Below are 12,685 nucleotides of genomic sequence, written 5' to 3' on the forward strand. Positions count from 1 at the left end.
CGTTCGGAACCATGCGGACCTTCGCGAATGTTCAGGAGCTCAAAGCGGCCGTCGGCGAGAAGTTCGGCCCGACCGAGTGGCGCACCGTCACCCAGGAACAGGTCAACCTCTTCGCCGACGCCACCGACGACCACCAGTGGATCCACGTCGACGTGGAGCGGGCCAAGGAGGGGCCGTTCGGGGGCACGATCGCCCACGGCTACCTGAGCCTGTCACTGCTGCCGTCGTTCATGTTCGAGATGGTCAAGGTCGAGGGCATCGCGATGGGGGTCAACTACGGCCTCAACAAGGTCCGCTTCCCCAGACCGATCCCCGTCGGCGCCCGGATCAGGGCCGTGGGCGAGCTGCTCGACGTCAAGGGCACCCCGGCCGGCTACCTGTCCAGCCTGAAGATGTCGATCGAGGTCGAGGGCGAGAAGCGGCCCGCTTGCGTCGCCGAGACGCTCAGCCTGTACGTCCCCGCCGAATAAGCCACGTTTCACGTGCAACAGTAACGCGCCCTCATCGATCCCTGGGTTCGTGGAAGATTTCGACGAGTTCGTCCGAGCCCGGGGCGACGCGCTCCTCCGGTATGGCTACATGCTGTCCGGCAGTTCCGAGGACGCGGCCGATCTCGCGCAGGAGGCGCCGGCCCGCCTCGGCGACGCCTGGCCCCGCGTGCGCGACACGCACGACCCCGAGGGGTACGTGCGCACAACCATGGTCAGGCTCCAGCCGGAAGACGCTGCCGGCGGACCCGCACCTGTTGTCACTGCGCCTGCTCCTGGACGGCAGGCATGCGCTCGCCTCGGTGGGTGCGAGCAAGGGCGAACGCGGGGTCCCACCCGCCGTCCTGTACGACATGTCCACCGAGGCGACGGCAGGGCTCGGTGAATGGATTCCCGGCACGCTGAGCACGCCCATGTCGCCCAGCGACCTGTCACTCGTCCCCTCCACGATGCTCTTCTGGGAACAGGACGCGCAGCCGCGGCGGACGGTCGTCAACCTCCTGACCGTCACACAATGATCGCTCTCCAGGCCGTCACACGATGATCGCCACGACCGCTACGGCGGCGAGAAGTCCGAGATAGACCAGAACGACCCGGGTGTCAGCATTCCGCTCTGCCTAGCTCTGCCTAGCTCTGCCTAGAGCGCCTCCCCCGAGTAGTAAATCGCCGCCTGCACCCGGCTCTTCAGCCCCAGCTTGTTCAGAACCCGGCTGACATGCGTCTTCGTCGTGGCCTCCGCCATCTCGAGCTCACTGGCGATCTCGGCGTTGGACAGCCCCCGCCCGATGCACGCCAGCACCTCGCGTTCCCGAGGTGTCAGGCTCCCCGGATCGGCCGCCGACTCCCGGCGCGGCAGCTGTCCGGCGAACGCCGCGATCAACTTGCGCGTGACCCCAGGCGAGATCAGCCCGTCTCCCCGCGCGACCAACCGCACGGCCTCAACCAGCGAGTCGGCGTCCGTGTTCTTCAACAAGAATCCGGCGGCTCCCGCCCGCAGCGCTCCGAAAACATACTCATCGAGGTCGAACGTGGTGAGGATCAGCACATCACAGGTGCCCGCCAGCTCACGGGTGGCGGAGATGCCGTCGAGCCGCGGCATGCGTACGTCCATCAACACCACATCGGGCCGCATCTCCCGGGCCATGGCCACGGCCTGCTCCCCATCCCCGGCCTCACCGACGACCTCGATGTCGTCGACCCCCTCCAGGATCAGCACGATTCCCGCCCGGACGGCCGCATGATCGTCGGCAACCAGCACCTTGATGGTCATCGGCTCACGCCCCCTCCGGCCGTACTTCCAGAACAGACGGCGACTGTTCCCCTTCCCCACGAGAGCCCACCACCAGCTCCCGATCCCGATCTCGATCCGAGCCGCCGACCGGCAAAGCCTGATCATCTGTTGTCGGAAGGACAGCCACCACCCGCCACAAATCACCGTCGCCCGAAGACCCGGCCTCAAAAGAGCCGCCGACCAACGAGACCCGCTCCCGCATGCCGATCAACCCCGCCCCGGCCCCAGGCAACCGCGCACCGCGCCCGCCGACCGCGTTCTCCACACTCACCAGGACCCGCCCCACCTCGTACGAAATGACCACCCGAACAGGTGAGTCGCCATGCTTGAGCGCATTGGTGAGCGCCTCCTGCAGAATCCGATATCCGGCCAGATCAACGGAGGCGGGCAGTTCGCCAGGCGCCCCCTGGATTCGCAGCTCGGCGGCCAGTCCGGCCCGTGTGACCCTTTCCACCAACGTCTCCGCATCGGCCAGCCGAGGCCGCGTGGCCTCCGCGGGATCGTCACCCTCCTGGCGCAACAGCCCGATCATGGCCCGCATCTCGGCCAGCCCTTTCACGCTGTTCTCCCGTACGGACTCCATGATCTTGCGGACCGTCGCCGCATCCAGATCCTTGCGGGAAAGCGCGGCGGTGGACTGGATGGCGATGGCACTGAAATGGTTCGCGATCATGTCGTGCAGCTCGCGCGCCATCCGGGTGCGCTCGGCCGCGACCGCCGCCTGCCGATCGAGCTCAGCCAGATGAGCCACCTGCTCGGCGCGTACCCGCTCCGCCGCCGCCCGATCCCGCTGCTCCCGCAGGACCAACGCAGTGGTGACGGGAGTGACCAGCACCAGCCCCGCCTGCACCCCCATGACGGCGAGCATCCACCAGTCCTCGGCGAAGAACACGGCCACGGCCCCCACCGCAACCGCCAGCGCAGCGGTGATGAAGAGCAACCACCGAGCAAAGCGAGCCGGCCCGTACAGCGCGGCCGCATAAAGGTTGTCGGTGAAAACCAGGACCGTCGCCAACGACGGCCCCACAAAGGCGTCGATCGCGACCGCCACAACCCCCAGCCCCAGCGAAGCCAGCGGCGCCCGCCGCCGCACCACGACCCCGGCACAGGTGATCGCCAGCGGCACACACAAGACCCAGGTGGACACCCCACGTTCCAGGACGGCCCCGCCCGCGATGAGGACCACCCCCATCGCGAAGGCCACCCCGGCTCCCAGCGCCTCCCGCTTCATGCCCCCATCTCACCACCCCGGGCGGCCACTTCCCTCCTGCGAAGGACCCGCCTGTGGATACACCCTTCGATGTATCCACAACCCCCCTGTCCCCCCCACCATCGTCAAGATCACCTCCCAACCACCCCACCCAGCGCCCAGACCCCGCCGACTCCGTGTCCGGCCTGCTCAAACGCCTCCGGCCGCCCTCTTCCTGCTCCTTGGCCATGCGAGAGGGATCAGGACGAGCCCATGGCTGCCGTATATGGTTCGAGGCACTCCCCAGAACCCGCTATGCTTGCTTACGCAGCGAGCGGCCGTAGCTCAATGGATAGAGCATCTGACTACGGATCAGAAGGTTAGGGGTTCGAGTCCTCTCGGCCGCGCACAGCAGCAAGGCCCGCTACCAGGGATTCCTGGGAGCGGGCCTTAGTGTTTTGTCAGGACAATCTCGGGATCTTGCTAACACCTTTGCTAACACGGTGGCTCCCGGGTGGCTCCCACTACTCGCCGATGGCCTGGGCAAAGATGTCCGCCGCCGACGCTTCCACGGCGCGGATCACGTGAGTGTAGACGCGCAATGTGATCGAGGGTCCGACGTCGCCGAGGCGGGCCGCGACAACCACTCGAACGCCCAGCTACCGCACGCCCGGCTGCACGACCTCCGCCATATCCACGCGACCTCACTCACCGACGGCCTCTCGGCGCGCTGATGTCGTGATCTCGGTGATTTCGGCCAAGGCCGCACCCAACTTGACTCTGTCAGTGGCCGCGGCGACTTCTGCCTCCAACGCCTGCAGGCGGGCCGCTCGGGCAGGACGGCGCTGAATCGCTACGAACTCGCCCCATTGCTGCAAGAAGTTCTGCAGAGGTGCGACGGTGCTCTGCCGCGCCGCCTGCTCTGTCGCCTGGTCGAGATGGTCAACAAACTGGCCGAGGTAGGCCGGAGCGATCTGAGCAACTGCTGCCCGGAGAGCAGCGGTGGTCAATGGCGGGCGAGGGATCAGTGCCTCGCCCTCCTGATGCGGGGTGGACATCGTTGACCTCCAAGCTTTACGCCTCCACGCTACCGATACCGCAACACCCCTTCCACCCTAAAATCGCAGGTCGAAGAACCCGATGTAGGTCCCCGAAGCCCTTGAGTTGCTGAGAGCGGGATGCCCGGATCGCGTAAACCTCAGGATAGACCTCCACTGGATGACGGGTCCGGCCTTCCGGTTCGACTCAGGCGTCAAGACCGTGCCACCGGACGATCGGCACACAGAGCCATTCCTTCGGCCGGGCCAACCAGCGGGGGCACAAGTATGGATCTTGCTAACGCTGTTGCTGACCTGAAGCGGGCCTTCGTGTTTGTCAGGACAATCTCGGGCTTGCTTACACCCTTGCCAACAGCGTGGCTCCCGGGGTGGCTCCCACTTCTCGCCGATCGCCCGAGCGAAGACGTCTGCCGCTGACACTTCCGCCGTGCAAATCACGTGAGCGTAGACGCAGAGCGTGATCGCATGGCTGTGGCCCTCGTCGATGAGAAGGCGTCCAGGCCGTCCTCGGAGGTGCTCAGAGAGGACCCACAGCGGGTCGAGCGCCAGAGGGGCAACTGAGTGCGATGTACCCCAAACTCCGGCCAGGCTGCGGATCTTCTCGACCGGCCCCCGTCGATGCTCTCTCGCCGCACTTGGGAGTGATGACGGGAGCGGTTACTCCGGCAACGCGTAGGCACCGGCGGCGATGTCCTCGATGAGCGTCGGGCCCGTCGGCGTCCAGCCGAGCAGTTCCTGGGTGCGGGCGCTCGACGCGGTGACGTCCATGCCGAAGAAGCGTGCGATCCAGCCGAAGTGAGCCTCGGCGTCCTGCGGCGCGACCGATACCGTCGGCAGGCCCAGGTAGTCGCCGATGGCGGCGGCGATGTCGTCCAGGTCGGGGGCCGGCCGAATTGCGAACAGGCCGGCCGCCATCTCTTGGCGACGGGGCTCGCCGCGGCCGCATAGACAGCAAGAGCGGCTACTTCCCCAACCCGGTGGCGCTGATGATCTGCAAGGGATGCAATTACGTGCTGCCGTTCTGGGAGAAGCGGTCGATCTTCGATCTGAGCTGAGGAGTTGTGGATCGGCCCTGACCAGCTCGTCCGCAGGGCGTGGAGTTCATGGCGCGACCCGAACGACGGCCCCGACAGGTCCACCGGCCACGGCCCCTGCTACGCCTTCGTGGAGGATCTCTGGTTGTCGGGCTGGGGGATGAAGGTGGACATCCAGCCGCCGGGCGCGGATGGGACGGTGGCGTCGGGAGGCATGCAAGGAGATGTCGCTGATTCCGATTGGATGAGGCTCATGACTGCTCTCGATGTGGCCCGTCTGCTGCCCGATATCCCGCAGCTCCGTGATCTGTGCCGGTCCATGGCGGTGCTGGAGGCCGTCCTGAGCCCGGAATGGTCCAGCCGCTACCACTCCTTCGACGCGGGCTGGGCCCCCGGGGAGGAGATGGCCTCGATGCGCAACGGCTCGGGAGACGAATACTCCGTCGTCTTCTCTGCCGCGGGTGCGTACATCCGCGGTTTTGCTCACGAGGCGGTGATGAGCCCGTACGGCAACGACGGGCCGTGGCCGGGGGTACTCGACTCCGTCCCTGAGATCTTCCGCCACTGTGTGCAGGAGCCCGCATTCTGCGACGAGGACGGCATGCTGGTCGTAACCGCCTGCCTGTGGCGTGTTGCCGATGATCAGTGGTGGAGGGTGGGTGAGATCGACTACCCGGACGGCGTGAGCGATCCCGATGGAGCGGTGTACCTGTTCGCACGGCTCGTCGATCCGTCTCCGGAGGCGTTCCAACGGTTCGCGGCGGACTACTACGAGGTGCCTGTGGATCTCGATGCGGTGCGGCACGTCTACGCCCTCCGTCCGCTGACGCAGGCGGTGGTCACCGCGCTGAACGCTGACCTTTCCCTGGCGGACCTCGCCGACGACGTTGCGGCAGCCCGATATCCGTGCGTTGCCGGCTGAGAGCTGGAAGGCGAGCGCGACCCTTCTTCAGCGTGAGCTGGGTGGCAGCAGTGCTGAGGCGCGTTGGCAGAGTGCTGTGCAGCGAAATGAAACTTTCACCGCGCCTCGGCCGTCCGAAATCCAGGAGTGCCCCTTCCGTACCTGGCCACGCGCCCCTTTCTGAGGGCTGACCGAGAACGCCCGGAAAACCCACTGATACGAAACCACCCGGCCGACGAATATCGCACTGCGCGTTCAGGGAGACATGAACAACGGCGACGTCACGGGGAGAATTCGACATGGGGGACCTCTTCGGCATGCTCAAACGCCGGGCCGACGACAATGCGAGGAAAGTGGTGGACGCCTGCGTCGGCGAGATCGCCGGCTTCCAGGCGATCGAGCACAGAGCGCGGGCGTCGATGATGGAGTTCGCGGTCGTCGTACGGCGCCGGACGGCCGAGTTGGCCGCCTCCGGCGAGCCGCTGCTGGAAAGCGACCTGGCCTTCATCGAGTCGGTCGGCGAGCAACGCGGCGCGCAGGGCGTGGCGCCGGGCTGCCAGCGCGGCGCGCTCGCGCTGCACGCCGCCTTCACACTGCGAGAGATCTCTGAGGCGGCCGGACCCGGCGATCTGACCGACACGATGCGCATGCTCGACTGGCTGGCCGGGCAGGGCACGGCGGCGCAGGCGGCCTACACCCGCGGCTACTTCCGGGGGTACGAGCGGTTCCTGCCGACGGCCTCGCGCGTCCACCTGCTGGCCACCATGGTGCTGCACGACGACCCGATGGCCGGCGAGCTGGCCGGCAGCCTCGGGGTGCCGATGGCCGAGCACTATCTGGTCACGGTGGTGCGGCTGGCCAAGGAGCCGCCGAAGAAGCGCCGGGAGGAGGTCGTACGCACCCTGCTGCAGCGGCACCGCATGCCGTTCGGGTGGCACGAACCGGACGAGTTCGTGGCGCTGGTGCCGTACCACGGGGTGCGGCCGGAGCACCGCTCGGCGGCAGAGGGGTCCGGGCTGGCGCTGGCGCGGGCGGTCGCCGAGGTCGTGGGGCGGCCGTGCTCGGTCGGCACCGCTCACGGACGCCGCCGCGCGCTGGCTCAGGCGGCCGCGCTGGCCCGGAAGGTCAGCCGGGTGGCGCCGATCGAGCGGGTGCCGCGCCGGCCGTACGGGGTGGCCGACGTGTTCGCGGAGCTGGGCGCGGTGGAGACGCCGCAGGTGGACCAGTGGTTGCGGGAGACGGCGCGGCGGCTCGGCGACGGGCCCGACCTGGTCCCCACACTGGACGCCTACTACCGCAACGACATGAACCGGCTGCGTACGGCCGAGTCCCTGCACATCCATCCGCGCACGCTCGACTATCGGCTGCGGCGGGTGCGGGAGCTGGTGGGGATCGAGCCGGGCTCCACGCACGGTGTACGGGTCCTGAGCACCACCGTCACCCGGCTGCTGGCAGGCGCATGGAAGGAGCACGGCTTTATCTGACCCTGTTCATTTCCTTTCCGGGGGCCATTTTGACATTAGTGACAACCGCCTACTCGGCGCCGTGGCGGAGATTCACGCGAAGTGACGATGACCGGGCGCTCCTGGCTTGGCGAAAGTATCACTGGTAAGGCTCGGCCGGGCCGAAAGGGAAACCCAGCGAGAGGTTCGATCACATGGCAGTACATGCGAGAAGAATGCTCATCGGCGTGCTGGCCGCGATCGCGGCACTGCTGTTCTCTGTCGCGCTTCACACGGGTTCGGCCGCCGCGGCGCCCGAACGCGGGTTCACCGACCAGTCCACCGCGGCGCTCGCGGAGGCCCCGGGCAAGGCCGAGCTGGCCGCCACCTACTCGTGCTCCCGGAGCGTCCCGATCCCGGCGTACTACATCGACATCGACTGCTCGGTGTACAGCGGGGCGATCAGGATCGTGGTGACCTGCTCCGACGGTTACCAGTTCGCCAGCCCGATCATCTTCTCCGGGAACCGGTTCACCGGGCGCGGCACGTGCGGCCCGCCGTGGACCGTGCGCTCCGCGAACGTCGAGACGGTGTTCTGACCGATCCAGGTGTTCTGACCGATCCAGGTGTTCTGACCGATCCATCTGTTCTCCGAGCCACCCGGGACCGCCGGGTGGCTCTTTCCTGTTCCGAGTGCCCGGGTGAGGTCAGATGCGTTCAGGACGATCGATCCGATTCTCAGCATCGGATCAGGATGGCATGAGGGCCATGGGGCAAGACCGGACCGCCTCCATGCCTCCTGAACGGCGTCGTCGGCCCGGCAAGGGCGCCGAGCATCCGGTAGCGGTCTCCCCGGTGACCCAAGATTCCGCTCCGCTCGCGGTCACCTTCTTGTGCCGCGCTTCGTCATAACGGCGGACCACACCGAAAGGGCGGCCCGCGCTCACATCCGGCCGGGCCGTTCCATCGGTGGGGTGTGACAGCGAACACGGCAAGGAGATCACCATGAGTGCCCGTTTGAACTACTACGGCAACCCGGTCGGGGCGAAGTTCCAGAAGTACATCAACTCCGCGGGCAAGGCCGTGGCTGATTCGACCCTGCCGGCCGCGACGCAGTTCCTTTGCATGATCCGCGCCAGCCAGATCAACGGCTGCGCGGTCTGCCTCGACATGCACACCAAGGACGCCGAGCATGCCGGGGAGACCTCGGTGCGCCTCAACCTGGTCGCGGCCTGGCGGGAGGCGAAGGTCTTCACCGACGCCGAGCGGGCCGCCCTGGAGCTCACCGAGCAGGGCACCCGCATCGCCGACGGCGCCGGTGGTGTCACCGATGAGGCCTGGGCGAACGCGGCCAAGCACTACGACGAGGACCAGCTCGCCGCCCTGGTGTCCCTCATCGCCTGCATCAACGCCTACAACCGGATGAACGCCATCACCCAGCAGCTCGCCGGCGACTACCAGCCCGGCCAGTGGGGATAGCGACACCGGTCTGCGTCAGGCCGGGCGCGGCTCGTGGCCTGGTCTGGGGCGGCCGGTAGGATCCGGCGCCGGTCTCGATGAGCTCACCGCCGAAGGTGAGCCGGCGCATGGAGGAAGAAGATGCGTCCGCTCATCTTTCCTTTTCCGGGTGATAGCTGAGCAGGTCACCCGGCTGGCAGCCGAGGGCGTCACAGATCTTGGTCAGGGTGGTGAACCGGATGGCCTTGGCCCGGCCGTTCTTCAGGATGGACAGGTTGACGACGGTCACCCCGACCCGGTCTGCCAGTTCGGTGAGCGTCATGCCGCGCTCGGTCAGGAGCCGGTCGAGGTGGACGGTGATGGCGTGGGTGTCCGTCTCGGCCGGCGACATCAGACCGTGCCTTCCAGGTCGTCGCGCATCCGCACCCCGGTACGCAGGACGTTCGCCAGCGCCAGCAGCCCGAACCCGACGAGCGGCACGACCACCGGGATCTCCTTGATCCCGAAGTGGGCCTCGTTCACGGTCATCGTGTCGAGCAGCGCCATCATCGCGAAGTGCTCCATCTGAGGAGCCAGCAGGCCACCGATGAGCAACCACCAGCCCAAGACTCGCACCTGGCGCGCGACCTGCGGCAGGTAGACGCCGTCACGAGCCCGCCACAGCAGCCGCCATAGCAGGAAGAACGCGCCGGCCGTCACCAGGAAGCCCGGGAAGGTGGTCAGGACCTGCAGGACGTACTGGCCGGTTTCCGGCGAACCGTCGATGAATTGAAGATCACTTGCCGAGGCCACCACGCCTGGTCTGGCGCCCTCCGTGAACGCCGGCTCATCGAGCCTGATGCCGTAGATGCCGGGCGACTGGGCCACCACGTGCTGGTAGGTCAGGCCGAAGAATCCGGCCCTCGAGTAGAGCACCATGCCGGCGATCACCCCGGTCACCAGGACGAGCACCGCGAAGACCGCAGGTCGGCGCACCACTCGTCCGATAGCGCTGTGCTGTGTAGCCATCAGCCCTCTCCAATTCATATCGTTTTTCGATGTTATCGAGAAACGATACCATCGAAAAACGATATGGCAAGCCGCTCGATCGACAGGGGCCCACCAGGGATTGCGACGCCGGCCGTTTCCCGGCGGACACCGATCCGAGCGTCATCCAGGACATCCTGGCCAGCTCCATCGGATCCATCCTTCTCCGGCATGAGCAGGGCATGACCGCAGCACAGATCGAGGCTTGATCGCCATGCCTGCCCGTACGTCCCACCGGCGCCGCTGCCGTCAGCACCCAGCAACGGTGGCCGAGCCCGTTCCACGTGGCGGAGGCATCGGCTCCGCCGGCCGCCCGCTCTGCCAGGCGTGCGGCGTGGGCGGCCGGTCCCGACCGGCGGCGGGAACACGAGCCGCCCCACGCGCTTACTCGTCAGAATCACCGAGGACCGTGGTCAGGCTGTGAAGCGTATGATGATCACGCTGTGGCGCCGAGCACGTGGAGCTGTCATGGGACACGTACTGGTGACCGGGGCCACCGGTGGCATCGGGGTGGCGCTGGTCGGCGCGCTGGTGGAAGCCGGGCATCGGGTGACTGCCGTGGGGCGCGACGTCGGGCGGCTGAACGTGCGGGGGATCGAGGCGGATCTCGCCGAGCCCGAGACGCTGGCCACCGCGGTGGAAGCACTGGGGGATGCGGGAGAGTTGGAAGATGTGCAGGCGCTGGTGCATTGCGCTGGGATCTCCCCCGTTGCAGCCGTCGCCGACGCCGGTCCCGAGACGTGGCGACGCACGCTGGCGGTCAACGTGGCCTCCGCCGCCGAGCTGGTACGGCTGACGCTGCCCGCGCTACGGCGCTCCCGCGGTCACGTCGTCTTCGTGAACGCCGCGCCCGGAATGACCGGGGTCGCTCGTTGGTCGGCCTTCGTCGCCAGCAAGGCGGCGTTACGTGAGCTGGCCGATTCGCTGCGCGAGGAAGAGGCTGCCCACGGGGTGCGCGTCACCACGCTCTATCCCGGCGCGACGGCGACTGACCTGCTGGGCGAGGTCAGGAGCGCGTTCGGCCGGCCGTACGATCCCGCTCTGTGCATCCGACCGCAGACGATCGCCGGGATGATCGTCTGGCTGCTGAGCGCACCCGCCGACGCGTACGCCTGCGAGTTGTCCGTACTGCCGTCGCCGCGCTGACACGCACGGGTGTGGCCGGTTCCAAGTGCACCCGGCACCACCAAACCCCGGCAGTTCATGCCTGGCTGATCCAATGCGCGAGTTGTATGCTGATCAAGATGAGTACCTACTCCTGCAGATTGGGGGTCCCGTTCAAGCAAGGTGAGTGCTGATGCGCTCCTTGACTGTGAACGAGGATTCCCGTCTTTCCTTCTGGCTGCGCGTGCGCGAGTTCGCCGTGCCGCCGTCCATGATCGAGTCTGCGACTGCCCGCCGCGCCAACGGGGACTGGGCCGGAGCGTGTGCTGCGGCACACGTCGACGTCGATCTGAATCTGCGCTCCGCGGCGCACGCCCACGGACAGGAGTTCGCGGACCGCGTCCGTACCGATCTCCGCCATCTGGCCCCTGACCTCCTGCGCTGGCACATGCCGAGGATCGCGCCGGACGGGCTGCTGCGCCCGGGCCTGACCATCTCTCTGGCCCGATATCACCCGGCGGAGCATGGGGGCGGCAGTACGGTGCACCTCGTGGCCCGGACTCCGCCGGCCTGGGCAGACGCCGGTCAGCGGATCAGCCTGGCGCTGTGGGACGGGACCCGGGCCGGGATCGGTCTGCATCCGCACCCCCGTCCTCACCGGCGCTTCCGCCTCGACCTGCACCGCCACTTATGGGACGCCCGCAGGATCGGTGAGCTGCGGGTCCGCTCGGGGGCGGACCGGCCGCCCGCCGACGGCCGTCTCGCTCCGGACCTGCGCGGGGCGGACCGGCCGCCCGACAGCCGTCCCGCTCCGGACCTGCGCGGCTGCGCCGTGGACCGGTGGGCGGCCGAGGCGCGGATACTGCTCCGCGCGGAAGGGCGGGCCGGTGAGGCGGTCGCCGTGCGGCTCGGGGGACGGCGTCAACTGGTACTGGAGCCGGCAGCGGACGGGGCCGACTCCAGGCTCCTGGCGCCGGCGGCGGACGGCGCCGGCTCCAGACTCCCGGCGCTGCGGATTACGCAGGTCCCCGCGAGGGGTGGTGGGTCCGCGCTGCCGGTGCTTCCCGACGCGGCGACGTGGACGCTACCTGACCTGGCGTTGCTTCGCGCCAGGCTGATCGAGGCCGACCGGCTGCACCCGCTCGTCGCGTCGGCGCTCGTGCCGGGCCACTCCACGGCCGACGTTCCGCTGAGCCCTGACGGCCGACCACGCCTGGTCGAGTGCCGGGGCGCCCGCCACCGGATCGGTCTCGTGGACGGTGTGCTCGTCCCGCTGGACCACGACCCGGACGAGGTCCGCCGGGAGCAGTTGCTGGCCGCGCTGACCGGCACCCCGCTGCCCTGCCTGCAGGTGATCGACGAGGCACACCGCGACCCGGACTGTCTCATCGACGTCCGTGCACGCCTGGACCACGGCGACACCGCTGGCGCTCTGGCCGCCGTCGAAGGTCTCCTCGGACCCGGTGCGCCGCTGCCCGAGGGCGCCCTTCGGGACGAGTTGGAGATGGCGGCGCTGCGGCGAATCGCCCACGGGCTGTTCCGGGCCGAAATCACCGAGCTCGGACAGGGCCCGGCGGCTACCCGGCCCGGCCGCCGTTCCCGCCGTTCCCGCGGCGATCGCGCACGTACGCACCACGCGATGTACCGCTGATCGCCTGCCCTCATCCTCCTTGCACTCTGTCTCACCGCATTCC

Annotated in this window: 15 protein-coding genes, 1 tRNA gene and 1 pseudogene; 11 read left to right on the forward strand and 6 right to left on the reverse strand. The window is 68.1% G+C overall.

Features of this window, described 5'->3' with window-relative positions; translation table 11 throughout:
• Positions 1-11 precede the first annotated feature (11 nt).
• The 3 genes and pseudogenes from ACIBVN_RS22280 to ACIBVN_RS22290 all read left to right on the forward strand — a co-directional run bounded on the left by ACIBVN_RS22280 (position 12) and on the right by ACIBVN_RS22290 (position 1,006).
• Positions 12-470, forward strand: a complete 459-nt coding sequence (locus ACIBVN_RS22280; RefSeq protein ID WP_397139172.1) for a MaoC family dehydratase — start codon at positions 12-14, stop codon at positions 468-470.
• Positions 471-519: 49 nt separating this feature from the next.
• Positions 520-696, forward strand: a pseudogene (locus tag ACIBVN_RS22285) (sigma factor); the annotation flags it as partial.
• Positions 697-745: 49 nt separating this feature from the next.
• Positions 746-1,006, forward strand: coding sequence for a hypothetical protein (locus ACIBVN_RS22290; protein ID WP_397139421.1), 261 nt, complete (start codon positions 746-748; stop codon positions 1,004-1,006).
• A 119-nt stretch (positions 1,007-1,125) separates the two neighbouring features.
• Here the strand turns inward: ACIBVN_RS22290 and ACIBVN_RS22295 are convergent, their stop codons facing one another.
• Positions 1,126-1,758 (reverse strand): response regulator, encoded by a 633-nt coding sequence (locus ACIBVN_RS22295; protein ID WP_397139174.1) that lies wholly within the window; start codon positions 1,756-1,758, stop codon positions 1,126-1,128.
• Between the two features lie 4 nt (positions 1,759-1,762).
• On the reverse strand, positions 1,763-3,010 hold the full coding sequence (locus tag ACIBVN_RS22300) for a sensor histidine kinase (RefSeq protein WP_397139176.1): 1,248 nt from the start codon (positions 3,008-3,010) through the stop codon (positions 1,763-1,765).
• A 292-nt stretch (positions 3,011-3,302) separates the two neighbouring features.
• Here ACIBVN_RS22300 and ACIBVN_RS22305 point away from each other — a divergent pair.
• Positions 3,303-3,375, forward strand: a tRNA-Arg gene (locus tag ACIBVN_RS22305).
• Between the two features lie 297 nt (positions 3,376-3,672).
• Here ACIBVN_RS22305 and ACIBVN_RS22310 read toward each other — a convergent pair.
• Positions 3,673-4,026, reverse strand: coding sequence for a hypothetical protein (locus ACIBVN_RS22310; RefSeq protein WP_397139178.1), 354 nt, complete (start codon positions 4,024-4,026; stop codon positions 3,673-3,675).
• A 657-nt stretch (positions 4,027-4,683) separates the two neighbouring features.
• The gene (locus ACIBVN_RS22315) at positions 4,684-4,941 is read right to left on the reverse strand and encodes a hypothetical protein (protein ID WP_397139180.1); all 258 of its coding nucleotides are present in this window, start codon (positions 4,939-4,941) and stop codon (positions 4,684-4,686) included.
• A 249-nt stretch (positions 4,942-5,190) separates the two neighbouring features.
• Between ACIBVN_RS22315 and ACIBVN_RS22320 the strand changes: the two genes are divergently transcribed.
• The 4 genes from ACIBVN_RS22320 to ACIBVN_RS22335 all read left to right on the forward strand — a co-directional run bounded on the left by ACIBVN_RS22320 (position 5,191) and on the right by ACIBVN_RS22335 (position 8,882).
• The gene (locus ACIBVN_RS22320) at positions 5,191-5,982 is read left to right on the forward strand and encodes a hypothetical protein (protein WP_397139182.1); all 792 of its coding nucleotides are present in this window, start codon (positions 5,191-5,193) and stop codon (positions 5,980-5,982) included.
• Positions 5,983-6,260: 278 nt separating this feature from the next.
• Positions 6,261-7,445 carry a PucR family transcriptional regulator gene (locus ACIBVN_RS22325; RefSeq protein ID WP_397139184.1) on the forward strand — a complete coding sequence of 395 codons (1,185 nt, stop codon included), beginning with the start codon at positions 6,261-6,263 and terminating at the stop codon, positions 7,443-7,445.
• Positions 7,446-7,618: 173 nt separating this feature from the next.
• Positions 7,619-8,002 (forward strand): hypothetical protein, encoded by a 384-nt coding sequence (locus ACIBVN_RS22330; RefSeq protein ID WP_397139186.1) that lies wholly within the window; start codon positions 7,619-7,621, stop codon positions 8,000-8,002.
• Between the two features lie 406 nt (positions 8,003-8,408).
• Positions 8,409-8,882: a carboxymuconolactone decarboxylase family protein gene (locus ACIBVN_RS22335; RefSeq protein WP_397139188.1), complete on the forward strand. Its 474-nt coding sequence runs from the start codon at positions 8,409-8,411 to the stop codon at positions 8,880-8,882.
• Between the two features lie 130 nt (positions 8,883-9,012).
• Here the strand turns inward: ACIBVN_RS22335 and ACIBVN_RS22340 are convergent, their stop codons facing one another.
• Together ACIBVN_RS22340 and ACIBVN_RS22345 are read right to left on the reverse strand one after the other, a co-directional pair.
• Positions 9,013-9,252 (reverse strand): helix-turn-helix transcriptional regulator, encoded by a 240-nt coding sequence (locus tag ACIBVN_RS22340; RefSeq protein WP_349451995.1) that lies wholly within the window; start codon positions 9,250-9,252, stop codon positions 9,013-9,015.
• A complete protein-coding gene (locus ACIBVN_RS22345; protein ID WP_397139190.1) occupies positions 9,252-9,836 on the reverse strand; it encodes a DUF2975 domain-containing protein in 585 nt (194 codons plus the stop codon). Before ACIBVN_RS22345 ends, ACIBVN_RS22340 begins: the two co-directional genes overlap by 1 nt.
• A 62-nt stretch (positions 9,837-9,898) precedes the next feature.
• On the opposite strand from ACIBVN_RS22345, the gene ACIBVN_RS22350 reads away from it, so the two are divergent.
• The 3 genes from ACIBVN_RS22350 (at position 9,899) to ACIBVN_RS22360 (ending at position 12,642) form a co-directional block, all read left to right on the forward strand.
• Positions 9,899-10,096, forward strand: coding sequence for a hypothetical protein (locus tag ACIBVN_RS22350; RefSeq protein ID WP_397139192.1), 198 nt, complete (start codon positions 9,899-9,901; stop codon positions 10,094-10,096).
• 259 nt (positions 10,097-10,355) lie between these two features.
• Positions 10,356-11,033 (forward strand): SDR family NAD(P)-dependent oxidoreductase, encoded by a 678-nt coding sequence (locus ACIBVN_RS22355; RefSeq protein WP_397139194.1) that lies wholly within the window; start codon positions 10,356-10,358, stop codon positions 11,031-11,033.
• A 151-nt stretch (positions 11,034-11,184) separates the two neighbouring features.
• On the forward strand, positions 11,185-12,642 hold the full coding sequence (locus tag ACIBVN_RS22360) for a hypothetical protein (protein WP_397139196.1): 1,458 nt from the start codon (positions 11,185-11,187) through the stop codon (positions 12,640-12,642).
• Positions 12,643-12,685: the final 43 nt, after the last annotated feature.

This window comes from Nonomuraea sp. NPDC049400 (genome assembly GCF_044466425.1).
Taxonomy (GTDB): Bacteria; Actinomycetota; Actinomycetes; order Streptosporangiales; family Streptosporangiaceae; genus Nonomuraea.